Source organism: Streptomyces sp. NRRL S-378 (assembly GCF_000720645.1).
GTDB lineage: Bacteria > Actinomycetota > Actinomycetes > Streptomycetales > Streptomycetaceae > Streptomyces.
Map to the genome: position 1 here is coordinate 44,641 of NZ_JOBX01000019.1, position 15,828 is coordinate 60,468.

General features: G+C 72.6%; 14 protein-coding genes. 6 read left to right on the top strand and 8 right to left on the bottom strand.

The genetic code is table 11. The features are described 5' to 3' along the window. Positions 1-111: 111 nt before the first annotated feature. Positions 112-1,503 (top strand): nucleobase:cation symporter-2 family protein, encoded by a 1,392-nt coding sequence (locus tag IH80_RS0116280; protein WP_030961160.1) that lies wholly within the window; start codon positions 112-114, stop codon positions 1,501-1,503. A gap of 114 nt (positions 1,504-1,617) precedes the next feature. On the opposite strand, the gene IH80_RS0116285 is transcribed toward IH80_RS0116280, so the two are convergent. From IH80_RS0116285 to IH80_RS0116305, 5 genes are all read right to left on the bottom strand, one after another. Beyond that, positions 1,618-2,205 carry a 3'-5' exoribonuclease domain-containing protein gene (locus tag IH80_RS0116285; protein WP_030961162.1) on the bottom strand — a complete coding sequence of 196 codons (588 nt, stop codon included), beginning with the start codon at positions 2,203-2,205 and terminating at the stop codon, positions 1,618-1,620. Positions 2,206-2,249: 44 nt separating this feature from the next. Beyond that, positions 2,250-3,446 (bottom strand): GDSL-type esterase/lipase family protein, encoded by a 1,197-nt coding sequence (locus tag IH80_RS0116290; protein ID WP_234432258.1) that lies wholly within the window; start codon positions 3,444-3,446, stop codon positions 2,250-2,252. Between the two features lie 326 nt (positions 3,447-3,772). Further along, positions 3,773-5,392 (bottom strand): malate synthase A, encoded by a 1,620-nt coding sequence (gene aceB / locus IH80_RS0116295; protein ID WP_030961164.1) that lies wholly within the window; start codon positions 5,390-5,392, stop codon positions 3,773-3,775. Positions 5,393-5,643: 251 nt separating this feature from the next. Further along, positions 5,644-6,255, bottom strand: coding sequence for a nucleotidyltransferase family protein (locus IH80_RS0116300; protein WP_030961165.1), 612 nt, complete (start codon positions 6,253-6,255; stop codon positions 5,644-5,646). Next, positions 6,222-6,410 (bottom strand): hypothetical protein, encoded by a 189-nt coding sequence (locus IH80_RS0116305; protein ID WP_030961167.1) that lies wholly within the window; start codon positions 6,408-6,410, stop codon positions 6,222-6,224. Before IH80_RS0116305 ends, IH80_RS0116300 begins: the two co-directional genes overlap by 34 nt. A gap of 88 nt (positions 6,411-6,498) precedes the next feature. On the opposite strand from IH80_RS0116305, the gene IH80_RS0116310 reads away from it, so the two are divergent. Further along, positions 6,499-7,986 carry a PLP-dependent aminotransferase family protein gene (locus tag IH80_RS0116310; RefSeq protein WP_030961169.1) on the top strand — a complete coding sequence of 496 codons (1,488 nt, stop codon included), beginning with the start codon at positions 6,499-6,501 and terminating at the stop codon, positions 7,984-7,986. A 135-nt stretch (positions 7,987-8,121) separates the two neighbouring features. Here IH80_RS0116310 and IH80_RS0116315 read toward each other — a convergent pair whose 3' ends face one another. Both IH80_RS0116315 and IH80_RS0116320 read right to left on the bottom strand, forming a co-directional pair. Beyond that, positions 8,122-8,751, bottom strand: coding sequence for a response regulator (locus IH80_RS0116315; RefSeq protein WP_030961171.1), 630 nt, complete (start codon positions 8,749-8,751; stop codon positions 8,122-8,124). After that, on the bottom strand, positions 8,748-10,055 hold the full coding sequence (locus tag IH80_RS0116320; protein ID WP_078906566.1) for a sensor histidine kinase: 1,308 nt from the start codon (positions 10,053-10,055) through the stop codon (positions 8,748-8,750). The genes IH80_RS0116315 and IH80_RS0116320 overlap by 4 nt, the downstream gene beginning before the upstream one ends. A gap of 134 nt (positions 10,056-10,189) precedes the next feature. Between IH80_RS0116320 and IH80_RS0116325 the strand changes: the two genes are divergently transcribed. After that, positions 10,190-11,275: an ABC transporter permease gene (locus tag IH80_RS0116325; RefSeq protein ID WP_030961173.1), complete on the top strand. Its 1,086-nt coding sequence runs from the start codon at positions 10,190-10,192 to the stop codon at positions 11,273-11,275. Then, a complete protein-coding gene (locus IH80_RS0116330) occupies positions 11,272-11,967 on the top strand; it encodes an ABC transporter ATP-binding protein (protein ID WP_030961175.1) in 696 nt (231 codons plus the stop codon). The genes IH80_RS0116325 and IH80_RS0116330 overlap by 4 nt, the downstream gene beginning before the upstream one ends. A gap of 66 nt (positions 11,968-12,033) precedes the next feature. On the opposite strand, the gene IH80_RS0116335 is transcribed toward IH80_RS0116330, so the two are convergent. Continuing rightward, positions 12,034-12,837, bottom strand: coding sequence for an IclR family transcriptional regulator (locus IH80_RS0116335; protein ID WP_030961177.1), 804 nt, complete (start codon positions 12,835-12,837; stop codon positions 12,034-12,036). A gap of 337 nt (positions 12,838-13,174) precedes the next feature. On the opposite strand from IH80_RS0116335, the gene allB reads away from it, so the two are divergent. Together allB and alc are read left to right on the top strand one after the other, a co-directional pair. Continuing rightward, entirely contained in the window at positions 13,175-14,509 is a 1,335-nt protein-coding gene (gene allB, locus IH80_RS0116340; protein WP_420708790.1) for an allantoinase AllB, read from the top strand. Between the two features lie 2 nt (positions 14,510-14,511). Beyond that, positions 14,512-15,630, top strand: a complete 1,119-nt coding sequence (alc, locus tag IH80_RS0116345) for an allantoicase (protein ID WP_030961179.1) — start codon at positions 14,512-14,514, stop codon at positions 15,628-15,630. Positions 15,631-15,828 lie beyond the last annotated feature (198 nt).

Here is a 15,828-nt window from a genome sequence, read left to right on the forward strand (position 1 = left end):
ACCAGTAGTCGCTCCACCCACAACTTCATACAGCGCTCGACTCGCACCGCTTTCGCACCACCTCCATGACACCCACGTCCCTGCCGACGTGTTACCCGACCGGAGGAAGCCGTGGCCAACCCGCCCAGGTTTCGCAAAGACGCAGTCGCAGTTCCGGAGGAGAAGCACCCGGTCGACGAGACCCTGCCTCCTCTGAAGATGTTCACCAGCGGCCTTCAGCACGTGGCCGCCATGTACGCGGGTGTCGTGGCCCCGCCCATGATCGTCGGCCCGGCGGTCGGCCTCTCCGCCACCGAGACCGCCTTCCTGATGGGCGCCTCGCTCTTCACCGCGGGCCTCGCCACCCTCCTGCAGACCCTCGGTTTCTGGAAGATCGGCGCCAAACTCCCCTTCGTCAACGGCGTCTCCTTCGCCGGCGTGACCCCGATGATCGCCATAGGCAAGGGGCAGGGCGCGGACGCCCTCCCCGTCATCTTCGGCGCGATCATCGTCGCCGGAGCCATCGGCCTCGTCGCCGCCCCCTACTTCGGCAAGCTCGTCCGCTTCTTCCCGCCCGTCGTCACCGGCACGGTCATCACCCTGATCGGCGTCTCGCTCCTGCCCGTCGCCTTCAACTGGTCACAGGGCGGCAACCGCACCGCCACCGACTACGGCTCGATGCAGAACATCGGCATGGCCGCCGCCACCCTGGTGATCGTCCTGCTGCTGCGCAAGTTCCTGCGCGGCTTCCTCCAGCAGATCTCCATCCTGCTCGGCCTGGTCGCCGGCACCCTGATCGCCCTTCCGCTGGGGATGACCAGCTTCGACGCCGTCGCGAACGCCTCGGTGATCGGCTTCCCCACCCCCTTCCACTTCGGCGCCCCGCAGTTCCAGGTCGCCGCGATTGTCTCGATGTGCATCGTGATGCTCGTCTGCATGACCGAGTCCACCGCCGACATCCTGGCGCTGGGCAAGATCGTCGGACGGCCGGCGGACGAGAAGGCCATCGCGGGAGGCCTGCGTGCCGACACCCTCGGCAGCGCGATCAGCCCGCTCTTCAACGGGTTCATGTGCAGCGCCTTCGCCCAGAACATCGGCCTGGTCGCCATGACCAAGGTGCGCAGCCGCTTCGTCGTCGCCGCGGGCGGCGGCATCCTGATCCTGCTGGGCCTCTGCCCGATGGCGGCCTCCGTCATCGGAGTGGTCCCGCTGCCCGTGCTCGGCGGCGCCGGCATCGTCCTGTTCGGCTCGGTGGCCGCCAGCGGCATCCAGACCCTGGCCGGCGCGGCCATGGAGAAGGGGGAGAACGCCCTGATCGTCGCCGCCTCCGTGGGCATCGGCCTGATCCCGATCGCGGCGCCGGACTTCTACCACGCCTTCCCCAAGGACCTGCTGGTCGTCCTGGACTCCGGCATCAGCACCGGCTGCGTGGTGGCCATCGTGCTGAACCTGGCCTTCAACCACCTCGGCGCCAGGAAGGGCGCGGCCTCGGGGGCCGCACCCGAACCGGTCCCGGTCCACTGACGGGAGGAACGACGGCGGTGCGCTCGCCACCCACTGCGGGTGTGGCGAGCGCACCGCCGCGTCCGGTACGGGCGAACCGCCGTGCGCCCGTACGGCTGGTGACGGCGCGTCGGGTCAGGGCCGCCAGAGCATCAGGTTGCTCATCAGCTCGGCCTGCTCGATCGCGTCGTCGAGTGCGTGGTGCGTGTGGCGCCGCCGGGACAGCAGTTCACGGGGCATCCGCCCCTTGACCGCGGCCCGCAGTGGCACCCGCGCCTTCGTCGCGTAGAGGGTCTTCATGTCGAGGCATCCGGAGTGGCCGAAGGGGCTGTCGCCGCCGAACCGCATCAGGTACCAGTACAGGAACGTCCAGTCGAAGGACGCCGGGTAGCCGCACATGACCGGCTGGGCGCCCTCGGACACCTTCCGCACCCAGGCGCGGAAGGCGGCCATCGCGGCCGCAGGATCGGTGCCCTCCCGGACCAGCCGGTCACGGTCGAGCCCGCTGACGGCCAGCGCCTCGGGCACCCACGCCTCGCTGATCGGCCGCAACTCCCGGTAGAAGGTCCGCCGTTCCGGGTCGGCGGCCGTATACGAGTCACCCTCCTGCCGGCCCGCGACGGCGGCCCCGAAGCTGATCATCGAATACGGTCCTGGAATGGGTCCGTCGGCCTCGATGTCGACGGAGATGTACAGACTGGGTCGTGCGGTGCGGGCTGCCATGCGCGAGAGCATGCCAGCCCCCACCGCTGTCGATCATCCGGTTTTCACCCCTGTGGCGCGGGCGTCAGGAACATCCCGGTGTGGTCGCCCCCCGCCGTGTTCCGGCAGCCGGAGGCGGAGTTCGCGGGCTGCGCCACGGCCAGGGCCAGGCAGCGGCCGGCGGCCAGCTGGCCGTAGTGGTTGGGGTGCATGGACTCCTGGATGAGGCCCTGTGACTCGTTGTTGTCGATCCAGCGCGCCCACTCGCTCGTCCGGCCCGATGCCGGGACCGTGGAGCTCACCTGCTTGCTCGCCTTCGCGCACACCTCGCGTCCCTGGAGCATGTCCCGCAGGTCCAGGAACTGCACGCCCTTGGCCGCGGCCACGCCCTTGAGGCGGTTCGCGATCTGCGGGACGAGCGAGTCGCGCGCCCAGTCGGAGTCCCGGTTCCAGAAGGGGCAGCCACCGGTGTTGAGCCGGCTCCAGTCGCTCTGGGTGTACCGGTTCTCCGCGCCGCGCGGGATCGGTGACGGGTAGGACTGGAGCACGATCCGGTAGGAGGAGTCGGCGTACCCGGCCGTGCGCATGACGGCCCGGATCTCGTCGACCGACTTGCCGACGTCGGCCATGACGGCGTCGATCTTCTGGTCGACGCCGTACTGCTGGTCGTCGTAGCAGTACGAGTTCCAGATGACGAAGTCGAGCGCACAGTCCTTGATGATGTCCGCGAAGCCCAGGTCGTTGCCGCCGATGGACAGCGCGATGACCTTGACGTCGTTCCTCGCGGCCACCGCGGCCAGCTGATCGGCCTGCGGAGCCTCGCCCCTGTAGGAGACCCCGCCGTTGGAGGCCCGGAACACGTTCTGCGAGACGGCCCCGGAACAGGCGAGGTTCACGGCGACGTCGGCGATCGCCCCGGCGCTGTGCACCTCGGCCGAGTCGGAGCGGTGGCAGCCGCCGGCCGTGGCCCCGTACACCTTGGCCGGGTCGTAGGTGCTGCCGCTGACCCAGCCCCGGTCGGTGCCGTTGCGGTTGCCGGTGTTGGTCAGGCTGTTGCCCTTCCAGCGCCCCGCCTCGCCGGAGATGTAGCTGTCGCCCATGGACACCACGGCCGTGGGTCCGGTCCCGGGGGCGGCCCCGGCGGTTCCGGCGCCGCCGGCCAGCAGTGCGCCGGCGGCGAGCGGCACGGTCACGGCGGCACGGGCCAGTCGTCGCACCCGACTGGGGTCCCGGTCCTTGCTGACGTTGCGGAATCCGATCACTGCGGAACTCCTGCGCTCGGCCACGCCGAAGCAGGGCGACGAACGCGTCGCCCGTGACGTGGCTGGGAAGTGGGGGTTACCGCCGGCCGGTGGCACCGGAAAGGTGACACGGGGCCGCTTGTTACCGCTAGGTACAGTCACGTTACGAACCGGTAACGACCGATCGGTCGTTCGGGTCGGCCCGTTCCGCTTCCTCCCGGCTCCTCTTCTGCGCGGACCGGCTGACGCCCTGTCCGGTGATCACACGGCTCCGCCCCCGCTGCCGTCGGCAGCGGGGGCGGAGCCTGAGGTTCGGGCCGCTGTGCGTGTCGGCCGGATCCGGGGTGTCAGCCGATGAGCTGGTCGTACGCGGGGAGCGTGAGGAAGTCCGCGTAGTCCGCGTCCAGGGAGACCTGGAGGAAGAGGTCGTGGGCCTGCTGCCACTTGCCGGCCGCGAAGGCCTCCTCGCCGACCTCGGCGCGCAGGGCGGCCAGTTCCTCCGCCGCCAGCTTGCGGGTCAGCTCGGCCGTGGCCCTCTCGCCGTTCTCGAAGACGACCCCGGCGTTGATCCACTGCCAGACCTGCGAGCGGGAGATCTCGGCGGTGGCCGCGTCCTCCATCAGGCCGAAGATCCCGACGGCGCCGAGGCCGCGCAGCCAGGCCTCGATGTAGCGGATGCCGACCTGGACCGCGTTGCGCAGGCCCTCGTACGTCGGCTTCGCGTCCAGCGAGTCGATCGCGATGAGCTCGCCCGGGGCCACCGAGACGTCCTCGCGCAGGCGGTCCTTCTGGTTGGGCTTGTCGCCGAGGACGGCGTCGAAGGAGGCCATGGCGATCGGGACCAGGTCGGGGTGGGCGACCCAGGAGCCGTCGAAGCCGTCGCCCGCCTCGCGGTCCTTGTCGGCCTTGACCTTCGCGAAGGCGATCTTGTTGATCTCGGCGTCCTTGCGGGACGGGATGAAGGCCGCCATGCCGCCGATGGCGTGTGCGCCGCGCTTGTGGCAGGTCCGGACGAGCAGTTCGGTGTAGGCCCGCATGAAGGGGGCGGTCATCGTCACCGCGTTGCGGTCCGGCAGGACGAACTTCTCGCCGCCGTCGCGGAAGTTCTTCACGATGGAGAAGAGGTAGTCCCAGCGGCCCGCGTTCAGGCCCGCCGCGTGGTCGCGCAGCTCGTAGAGGATCTCGTCCATCTCGTACGCGGCGGTGATCGTCTCGATCAGGACGGTCGCGCGGACGGTGCCCTGCGGGATGCCGACGTAGTCCTGGGAGAAGACGAAGATGTCGTTCCAGAGGCGCGCCTCCAGGTGCGACTCCGTCTTCGGCAGGTAGAAGTACGGGCCCTTGCCGAGGTCGATCAGACGCTTGGCGTTGTGGAAGAAGTACAGGCCGAAGTCCACGAGCGAGCCGGAGGCCGGGTCGCCCTCGAACTGCAGGTGGCGTTCCTGCAGGTGCCAGCCGCGCGGCCGCATGACGACGGTCGCGAGCTCGGCGGCCGGCTTGAGGGCGTAGGCCTTGCCCGTGCGGGCGTCGGTGAAGTCGATGCGGCGCTCGTAGGCGTCGATCAGGTTGAGCTGGCCGAGGACGACGTTCTCCCAGGTGGGGGCCGAGGCGTCCTCGAAGTCGGCGAGCCAGACCTTGGCGCCCGAGTTCAGGGCGTTGATGGTCATCTTGCGGTCCGTCGGACCGGTGATCTCCACACGGCGGTCGTTCAGTGCGGCCGGGGCCGGCGCCACCTTCCAGTCGCCCTCGCGGACCTGTGCGGTGTCCGGGAGGAAGTCGAGGGTGGAGGTGCGGGCGATCTCGGCGCGGCGCTCGGCGCGGCGGGCGAGGAGCTCGGCTCGGCGGGGGGCGAACCGCCGGTGGAGCTCGGCCACGAAGGCGAGGGCCGCTTCGGTGAGGACTTCGTCCTGCCGGGGCAGGGGCTCGGCGTCGACGATGGCCAGCGGGGACGGCGCTGGTGCGGACATATCTGTCACTCCTTCAGCGGCGGTGCCTGGCGGCCGCGGGGAATGCTCGCGCGAGACGGCACGCAGTGCCGTCGGGTGTGGAGAGCTCCGAAATACGGTCGCGGGCGCCGTCTGTGGGTTCAGGGCGCTTCTGACCAGTGGATAGTAATTTCCTCATGGTGGAAGTTCAATGGTTTGTTGATGTCGAGATTCTCTGAGTCGACAGATTCCACTTTCCGGTGGCCCTCAGTGCCACTGTCGTCACGCGGTGCTCAGAGGAGTCGGGCCAGGTCGGGCGGCGTGTCGATGTCGAAGGCCTCGGCGACGTCGGAGCACTCCACCAGCATGAGCTCCCCGGCGTGGCGCGCCAGGTGGACCCGGGCGCCCTTGTCACCCGTGGCCGTCGCCGCGATGTCCGCCCAGCGGTCCGCGCCGAACAGCACCGGGTGTCCGCGCTCCCCGCCGTACGCCGCCGCCGCCAGGCTCGCGGGGGACCGGTAGGCCTCCCGGACCCGCGCCACGGCCGCCGGGCCGATGCCCGGCTGGTCGACCAGCGACACCAGGGCGGCACGGGCGTCCGTACCGGCCAGGGAGGCCAGGCCCACCCGCAGCGAGGAACCCATCCCCTCCGCCCAGTCCGGGTTGTCCACGACCACGCACCCGCTCAGGTCGGCGCGCGCGCGGACCTCGGCCGCCGAGGCGCCGATGACCACGTGCACCGGACCGCAGCCCGCCTCCCGCAGGACCCGTACGGCGTTCTCGACCAGCGGTCGGCCGCGGTACGGCAGCAGGGCCTTGGGGCGGCCGCCCAGGCGGCGGCCGCCGCCTGCGGCCAGGAGCAGTCCCGCGATCACGGGCGCATCGGAGTGCGTGGTGGCTGACATGCCACCGATTCTCGCTCCTGCGTGCGGTCCCGGTCCTGCGGCCGCCGTGCGAAGGCGCGCCGTACGGAGGCCAGCACGGCCCCGATCCGCAGCGGACGGGAGAGCCGGTTCTCGGCGGCGGCCAGCAGGGCGCGTTCGTCACGGTCGGTCAGCATTGCGGCGTCTCCTTGCCAATCAGGGGCCAATACCGCGAGTGTGGACCTGGATTGGCCTGGCCGTCAGAGCCAATCGAGGGAGGTTGGCATGGCGAACGGGCGAGTGGTCCAGACAGCGGACAGAACCATCGGCAGCCGCCAGCTCGCGGCCCTGCTTCCCGCCGGGGTACTGGCCCGCCCCGGCTACCGGTCGCTCGCCGACGCCCTGCGCACCCTGATCCTCGATGGCCGCATCGCCCTCCACGTCCGGCTGCCGGCCGAACGCGAGCTCGCCGAAGCCGTCGGCGCGAGCCGGGCCACCGTCACCGGCGCCTACGACCTGCTGCGCGAGAGCGGCTACGTCCGCAGCCGGCGCGGATCCGGCACCTGGACCGAGCTCCCCGACGGCCACCGACCCGTCGGAGCCCACGCCCTCGTCGGCGCCGACGGCCACGCCGCCGACGGCGAGACCGGCATCGACCTGGCCATCGCCGCCATGGGCGCCCCCGAGGGCCTCCTCGCCGACGCCGTCGCCCGGGCCGCCCCCCGGCTGCCCGAGGCCGCCCGCACCCCCGGCTACCACCCCTTCGGCCTGCCCGACCTGCGGGAGGCCGTCGCCGAGCGCTTCACCCGACGCGGCCTGCCCACCCGCCCCGGGCAGATCCTCGTCACCTCCGGCGCCCAGCAGGCCTTCAGCCTCGTCGTCAGCCTGCTCTGCCGGGCCGGCGACCGGGTCGTCACCGAGAACCCCACCTACGCCAACGCCCTCGACGCCCTGCGCCACGCCCGCCTGCGCACCGGATCGATCGCCGTTTCCGACGCCGGCTGGGACATGGAGATCGCCGAGTCCACGCTGCGCCAGACCGTGCCCCGGCTGGCCTACGTGATCCCCGACTTCCACAACCCCACGGGCGCCCTCATGCCCGAGGAGCAGCGGCTGCGGCTGCTCGCGGCGACCCGGCGCACCGGTACCTGGCTGGTGGTCGACGAGACCATCGCCGACATCGCCCTGGACGTGCCGGCCCCCGCGCCGCTTGCCTCCCTGGCCCCGCGCGGCGGCGCGGACCACGTGGTGACCATCGGCTCGCTCAGCAAGACCCACTGGGGCGGCCTGCGCGTCGGCTGGGTCCGGGCGACCGCGAAGATGATCACCGAGCTGACGGCCGTCCGGGTCTCCGCCGACATGACCGGCTCCGTCCTCGACCAGCTCGTCGCACTCCCGCTGCTGGCCGGCATGGAACGGTCCCTGCCCGCACGGCTCGCCGAACTGCGGGGCCGACGCGCGGCCCTGGTGGACTCCCTCCAGCGGCACACCCCGGAGTGGTCCTGGCAGGTGCCGCCGGGCGGCCTCTCGCTCTGGGTCGACCTCGGCGAGCCGGTGAGTTCGGCCCTGGCCGAGCGGGCCGCGGCCGCCGGCGTCCACATCGGCCGCGGCGCCCGCTTCGGGGTCGACCCGGGCACCTTCGAACACCGCCTCCGCATCCCGTACACCCTTCCCGCCGACCGCCTGGACGAGGGCGTACGCCGCCTGGCGGCCGCCTTCCACGACGGCGTACCCCTGCCCCCGTCGGTGAACCGGCCGCACTGGGTGGCGTGACCGTGCGGCCCGCCCGGCCCGCCTGCCGGGCCCGCCTGCCCGGCCCGCCGGAACCGGGCGCTCCCGGCGCCCGCCCGCCTCCCCGCCGGTCCGCCCGGGGGACGGCCCCCGCACGCCGGCCCCTGCGGGTCCGGACTACGGGGTGCGGATCAGGCGGCGGGTGGCGGCTGCGGCGACCGCCGCCGTGCGGGATTCGACGCCGAGCTTCGCGTACACGTGGACCAGGTGGGACTTGACCGTGGCCTGGCTGAGGAAGAGCTGCTTGGAGATCTGCTGGTTCGACAGGCCGTCCGCCACCAGCTGGAGCACCTCCAGCTCCCGCTTCGTCAGCGCCTCCGCCGGCGTCCGCATCCGGTCCATCAGGCGCAGCGCGACCGCCGGGGCCAGTGCCGACTGGCCCGCGGCGGCCGTGCGTACGGCCGCCGCCAGTTCCTCCGGCGGGGCGTCCTTGAGCAGGTAGCCCGAGGCGCCCGCCTCCACCGCCGCCAGGATGTCCGCGTCCGTGTCGTACGTGGTCAGCACCAGCACCCGGGGGGCGGCCGGGCGCGCCGTGATCAGGGCCGTCGCCTCTGAGCCGTGCATGCCCGGCCCGAACTGCAGGTCCATGAGCACCACGTCCACCGGTTCGCGGGCGGCCAGCTCCACCGCCCGCTCGGCGGTCGCCGCCTCGGCCACCACCGCGAAGTCCGCCTCGGTGTCCAGCACCGCGCGCAGGCCCGCCCGGACCACGGGGTGGTCGTCGGCGAGCAGAAGACGGATGGTCACGGCGCCTCCACGGGGTCCATGGCGTCCAGTGGTTCCAGGGGCAGCGGCAGGGTGACGGCCACGGCGGTGCCCTGGCCCGGGTCGGACTCCACGGTGAACAGCCCGCCCAGGGTCTCGGCGCGCGAGCGCATGGCGGGCAGCCCGAAGCCCCCGTCGCCCGAGCCGGAGCCCTGGCCCGTCGCGGCCGAGGACGGGTCGAAGCCGTGCCCGTCGTCGACGATGTCCAGCGTGACCGAGGCGTCCATGAAGGTCAGCGTGATCTCCGCGCGCCCGGCCCGGGCGTGCCGTACCACGTTGGCCAGCGCCGACTGGGCGATCCGCAGCAGCGCCACTTCGTACGGGGTGGGCAGCACCCGCGGCCGGCCGCTCAGCGAGAACCGCACCCGCGGCCCCGGCACCCCGGCGCACAGCCGCTCCAGCGCCGCCGCCAGTGAGCCGTGCTCCAGGTCCGGCGGCGTGAGGGCGCGTACGAAGCGGCGCGCCTCGGCGAGGTTCTCCTGGGCGGCCTCCCGCGCCTGCGCGATGTGCGGCAGGGCCGGGGCCCCTTCCGGCAGCGCCCGCTCGGCGGCCCGCAGGAGCAGCTGGATGGAGGACAGGCCCTGCGCGAGGGTGTCGTGGATCTCCCGGGCCAGGCGTTCGCGCTCGGCCAGGATCCCGGCGCTGCGTTCGGCCGCGGCCAGCTCGGCCCGCGTCGTGATCAGCTCCTCGATCAGCTCCCGCCGCCGTTCGCTCTCGCGGTACAGCGCCTGGTAGCCCAGTACGGTCGCCACGGCCACGGCACCGCCCAGCAGCGGTCCGAGGAAGGCACCGGGGGTCGCCGCGCTGCTGTGTGCGAGGAAGCCGCCGATGGCGGCGCAGGCGGTCACCGCGACGGCTGCGACCCCCCAGCGCAGCCGCAGCAGGTGCAGCTCCAGGAAGTACAGCGGGAAGGCGATCCACAGCCCGTCGGGGGAGACCGCCAGCAGGCCCGCCCAGGCCGCCCCCAGCCCGGCCAGCCACACCGCGCCGGCCCGGGGCGAGCGGTGCACGGCCGGTGCCCGTACGCCCGCCGCGTAGACGGCGGCGAGCAGCGTGCAGGCGGCGATCACCCAGCCGGCCCGGGGGGCGGAGTCGGCGACGGCCCGGCCGGCGGCCAGGACGAGCAGCCCGAGGAGCAGGGCGTGAAGGCACAGCGTCAGCACCTTCGACACCGGCGTCAGGGGCCGGGTGGCGGGTGCGGTCGTGGGGGCGGTCGCGGGCGTGGCCACGGACCCGGGCGGGGGCGGGCAGGCACCGGGCGGGACGGGGGGAGCGGCAGCAGTCATGTCCGAACCAGCGTAAAGCGGTCCCGGCGGGCCCCGGTCAACCGAAAGTTCGATGTCCCGGTGCGCCCTTCGATACGAGGATCCCTACTGTGGCGCGATGCCTTGTGTCCACGCGGAAGACCAGGGTGGGGGACATGTTCGTCGCATGGAGAGATCTACGTTTCGCAAAAGGCCGCTTCGCCCTGATGGGCTCGGTCGTGCTGCTGATCACGCTGCTGGTCGGCCTGCTGTCCGGGCTCACCGCCGGCCTGGCCCGGGAGAACGTCTCGGCCGTCACCGGCCTGCCCGCCTCGCACCTGGCCTTCGCCGCGCCCGCCGGGGACCAGAAGGTGTCGTTCAGCAATTCCCAGGTGCCCGAGTCTGCCTGGCGGGCCTGGAGCGAGCAGCCCGGGGTGAGGACGGCGCAGCCCCTCGGCATCCGCACCACCAACGCCGTCTCGGGTGAGCGCACCGCCGCGGTCTCGGTCTTCGGCGTGGACCCCGATGGCGGGCTCGCGCCGCGCGGCGCGGGCCTCGCGCAGGGCCGGGTGGTCCTCGCCGAGAAGGCGGCGAAGGAGCTCGGCGGCCTCACCTCCGGCGCCAAGCTCAAGATCGGCCCGCTCGAGCTGACCGTGGCGGCCGTCGCCGGCACCGCCGCCCACAGCCACACCCCGGTCGTCTGGATGGACCTCAACGACTGGCAGCGCATCGGCAACCCCGGCACCTCCATCGACACCCTCGCCACCGTCGTCGCCGTCTCCGGCAGCGGCATGGACCTCGCCGCCGCCGACCGGGCGGCGGGCACCAGGGCACAGACCGTCGACGAGGCCCTCGGCGCCATAGGCTCCTACCAGGCAGAGAACGGCTCGCTCCAGCTGATGCGCGGCTTCCTCTTCGCCATCTCGGCCCTGGTCATAGGCGCCTTCTTCACGGTGTGGACCATCCAGCGCAGCGGCGACGTCGCCGTCCTGAAGGCCCTGGGCGCCTCCACCCCCTACCTCCTGCGGGACGCCCTCGGCCAGGCCGTGGTGATGCTCGCCCTCGGCACGGGGCTGGGCACCGCGCTCGCCGCCGGCTTCGGCGCACTCATCAGTGGCGGCGACGTGCCCTTCGTCCTCGACGCCGCCACGGTGCTCGTCCCGGCCGCGATCATGATCGCGCTCGGTGCGCTGGGCGCGGCCCTGTCCATCCGGCGGATCACCGCCGTCGACCCGCTGACCGCCCTCGGGAGCGCCCGATGACCCTCCTCGTCCACGACGTCACGCTCACCTACCCCGACGGGGAGGGCCGGCTCACCGCCCTGGACGCGGTCGGCCTGGAGGTGCCCGCCGGCACCCTCACGGCGGTGATCGGGCCCTCCGGCTCCGGCAAGTCCTCCCTCCTCGCGGTCGCCGCCACCCTCGTCACCCCGGACAGCGGCCGGGTCGTCGTCGCGGGTGAGGACACCACGCGGCTCGGCCCCGCCGAGAAGTCGGCCCTGCGGCGGGAGAAGATCGGCGTCGTCTTCCAGCAGCCGAACCTGCTGGCTTCGCTGACCGCCGCCGAGCAGCTGCAGGTCATGGCACACGTGGCGGGACGGCCCGCGAAGGCCGTCCGCAGGCGCGCGCTGGAGCTGCTGGACGCGGTGGGCCTGGCCGACAAGGCCGACAAGCGCCCCCACCAGCTCTCCGGCGGCCAGCGCCAGCGGATCAACATCGCCCGCGCGCTGATGAACGAGCCCGCCGTGCTGCTGGTCGACGAGCCGACCAGCGCCCTCGACCACGAGCGCGGCGCGGCCGTGCTGGACCTGCTGGTTACGCTGACGCGCGAGCGCTCCACCGCCACCGTGCTGGTCACGCACGACCGCGCCCACCTGGAGCGGATGGACCGTACGGCGACGATGGCGGACGGCCGGCTGACGGCCTCGGGCCCCGAGCCGCTGCGGGCGCCCTGAGCGCGGGTACGGCGAGGCCCCGGCGGCCCCTCGGAGCGAGGGACCACCGGGGCCTCTTCGTACGGTCTACGCCGGGGTCTGGTTGGACAGGGCCACCGACAGCTCGGCGGCGACGTTCTGGAGGATCGGGACGAAGGACTCGGCCACGGCCTCGGTGACGCGGCCGGCCGGGCCGGAAATGGAGATCGCGGCGGCGGTCGGCGAGTTCGGCACCGACACGGCCAGGCAGCGGACTCCTATTTCCTGCTCGTTGTCGTCGACCGCGTAGCCGGCCCTGCGGACCTGCTCCAGCGCCTCCAGGAAGCCCTCGGGCGTGGTGATGGTCTTCTCGGTCGCCGCCGGCATCCCGGTGCGGGCCAGCAGGGCCCGTACCTCGTCGGCCGGGGTGTGGGCGAGGAGTGCCTTGCCCACGCCGGTGGAGTGCGGCAGCACCCGGCGGCCGACCTCGGTGAACATGCGCATCGAGTGCTTGGACGGCACCTGGGCGACGTAGACGATCTCGTCCCCGTCGAGCAGGGCCATGTTCGCCGTCTCGCCGGTCTCCTCGACCAGACGGGCGAGGTAGGGGCGCGCCCAGGTCCCCAGCAGGCGCGACGCGGACTCGCCGAGGCGGATCAGGCGGGGGCCGAGGGAGTACCGTCGGTTGGGCTGCTGGCGTACGTACCCGCAGGCCACCAGCGTGCGCATCAGGCGGTGGATCGTGGGCAGGGGCAGGCCGCTGGCGGCGGACAGTTCGCTGAGGCCGACCTCGCCCCCGGCGTCCGCCATGCGTTCGAGCAGATCGAAGGCGCGCTCAAGGGACTGGACGCCACCGCTGGCGGCAGGGGTCTTTGAGGAAGCGTCGGTGGTGCTGGCGCTGGACGTCGGCACGGCGCGGTCCTTTCGGTGCTGGCAGGCAAGGGAGCAGCCTACCCGGCGGTCGGCGTCGGCCCCAGTGCTGGGGTCGGGGCCGTCGCCGCCGGTCAGAGGTGGTTTGTCCTGGTGGCGGACGTCCTCGGGAAGTTATCCGTCCGACTCCCGGTGGCGATAGCTACATTCTGTATAGCGAAATCTTAATTCCATGCTGTGGAAACATCCAATTGCGGTCCCGGTGCGTCAGCGGTCCGTCCGGGCGCTCTTGACTGCTCCCGGATCGCCGGGAAGACTCCGTCAACAGAACGTTGAATTTCGCTCTGTGGAAGTAGATGGGGAGGTTCCGGTGGCCGACGTGGCTGTGGAACTGGTACTGCGCTCGACGCGCGTCATCACCCCCGAGGGGACGCGCGCCGCCTCGGTCGCCGTCGCCGACGGGAAGATCACGGCCGTGCTGGCACACGACGCCGAGGTACCGGCCGGAGCCCGGCTGCAGGACTTCGGCGACGACGTCCTGCTCCCCGGCCTGGTCGACACCCACGTCCACGTGAACGACCCGGGCCGCACCGAGTGGGAGGGCTTCTGGACGGCCACCCGCGCGGCCGCCGCCGGCGGCATCACCACGATCCTCGACATGCCGCTCAACTCCCTCCCGCCGACCACCACGGTCGACAACCTGCGCGTCAAGCAGGAGGTCGCCCGCACCAAGGCGCACGTGGACGTCGGCTTCTGGGGCGGCGCCCTCCCGGACAACGTCAAGGACCTGGCTCCGCTGCACGACGCCGGCGTCTACGGCTTCAAGTGCTTCCTGTCGCCGTCGGGCGTGGAGGAGTTCCCCGAACTCGACCAGGAGCAGCTGGCCACCTCCCTCGCCGAGATCACCGGCTTCGGCGGCCTGCTGATCGTCCACGCCGAGGACCCGCACCACCTCGACGCCGCCCCCGTCGTCCCGGGCCCCAAGTACGCCGACTTCCTCGCCTCCCGGCCGCGCGACGCCGAGAACACCGCCATCGGCAACCTGATCGCCCAGGCCAAGCGGCTGAACGCGCGCGTCCACGTCCTGCACCTGTCCTCCTCCGACGCGCTGCCGCTGATCGCCGCCGCCAAGGCCGAGGGCGTCCGCATCACCGTCGAGTCCTGCCCGCACTACCTCACCCTGACGGCCGAGGAAGTGCCCGACGGCGCGAGCGAGTTCAAGTGCTGCCCGCCCATCCGCGAGGCCGCCAACCAGGACCTCCTGTGGGACGCGCTCGCCGACGGCACCATCGACTGCATCGTCTCCGACCACTCGCCCTCCACCGCGGACCTGAAGACCAGCGACTTCTCCACCGCGTGGGGAGGCATCTCCTCCCTCCAGCTCGGCCTGCCCGCCATCTGGACCGAGGCGCGCCGCCGCGGCCGGACCCTGGAGGACGTCGTCCGCTGGATGTCCGCGGCCCCGGCCGCCCTCGCCGGGCTGGCGCAGAAGGGCGCGATCGAGGCCGGCCGTGACGCCGACTTCGCCGTGCTCGCCCCCGAAGAAACGTTCACCGTGGATCCGGCCGCACTCCACCACCGCAACCAGGTCACGGCGTACGCGGGCAAGACCCTGCACGGCGTCGTGAAGTCGACCTGGCTGCGCGGCACGCAGATCGCCGACCACGGCACCCCGACCGAGCCCACGGGCCTCCTCCTCGAAAGGCAGAACTGACAGTGGCGATTCCCTCCTTCACCGGCAACGCGAACCCGTACGGAGGCGGCGACCCGTACGCGGACTACCGCACCGCGGACTTCCCCTTCACCCAGTACGCGAACCTCGCCGCCCGTGAGCTGGGCGCCGGTGTCATCGCCGCCAACGACGAGTTCTTCGCCCAGCGCGAGAACCTGCTGATCTCCGAGGCCGCCCACTTCGACCCCGAGGACTTCGGCCACAAGGGCAAGGTCATGGACGGCTGGGAGACCCGCCGCCGACGCGGCGTCTCCGCCACCCAGCCCTGGCCGACCCCCGAGGACCACGACTGGGCCCTGGTGCGCCTGGGCGCGCCGGGCGTCATCCGCGGCATCGTCGTCGACACCGCCCACTTCCGCGGCAACATGCCGCAGGCCGTCTCCATCGAGGCCACCAACTGGGAGGGCGCCCTCGCGCCGACCCCGGAGGAGCTCCAGGGCGACGACGTGAAGTGGACGACCCTCGTGCCCCGCACGGCGGTCGGCGGCCACGCCGCCAACGGCTTCGAAGTCGACACCGAGCAGCGCTTCACGCACCTGCGCGTCAACCAGCACCCCGACGGCGGCATCGCCCGCCTGCGCGTCCACGGCGAGGTCCTGCCCGACCCGAAGTGGCTCGCGGCGCTCGGCTCCTTCGACGTGGTGGCGCTGGAGAACGGCGGCTCCGTGCAGGACGCCTCCAACCGCTTCTACTCCCCGCCGACCAACACCATCAACCCGGGCCGCTCCCGCAAGATGGACGACGGCTGGGAGACCGCCCGCCGCCGCGACAACGGCAACGACTGGATCCGCTACCAGCTCGCCGCCGAGTCCGAGATCCGCGCCGTCGAGATCGACACCGCGTACCTCAAGGGCAACTCGGCCGGCTGGGCCTCGCTGTCGGTGAAGACGGGCGAGGAGGGCGAGTGGACGGAGTTCCTGCCGCGCACCCGCCTGCAGCCCGACACCAACCACCGCTTCGTCCTGGACACCCCGGCGGTGGGCACCCACGTACGGATCGACATCTTCCCGGACGGCGGCTTCTCCCGCCTGCGGCTCTTCGGCTCGCTGACGGAGGCCGGCGCGGCGGCGCTGACCGCCCGCCACCAGGAGCTGGGCGGCTGACCCGGTACCCCTGACCGCCCCGGGGGCCGACACCCCCGGGGCCCGCACGTCCCGCCGGGGCGCACCGCGTGACGGTGCGCCCCGGCGGTGGTTCGCGGCCGGTCGCGGTTCACGACCCACGACGGTGGTCCCCGGCGGCGGTGGTCCGGCGGTCGGCGCGGCCGGGCCCGCGCCCCGGCCCCTCCCGCTACGCCGTCC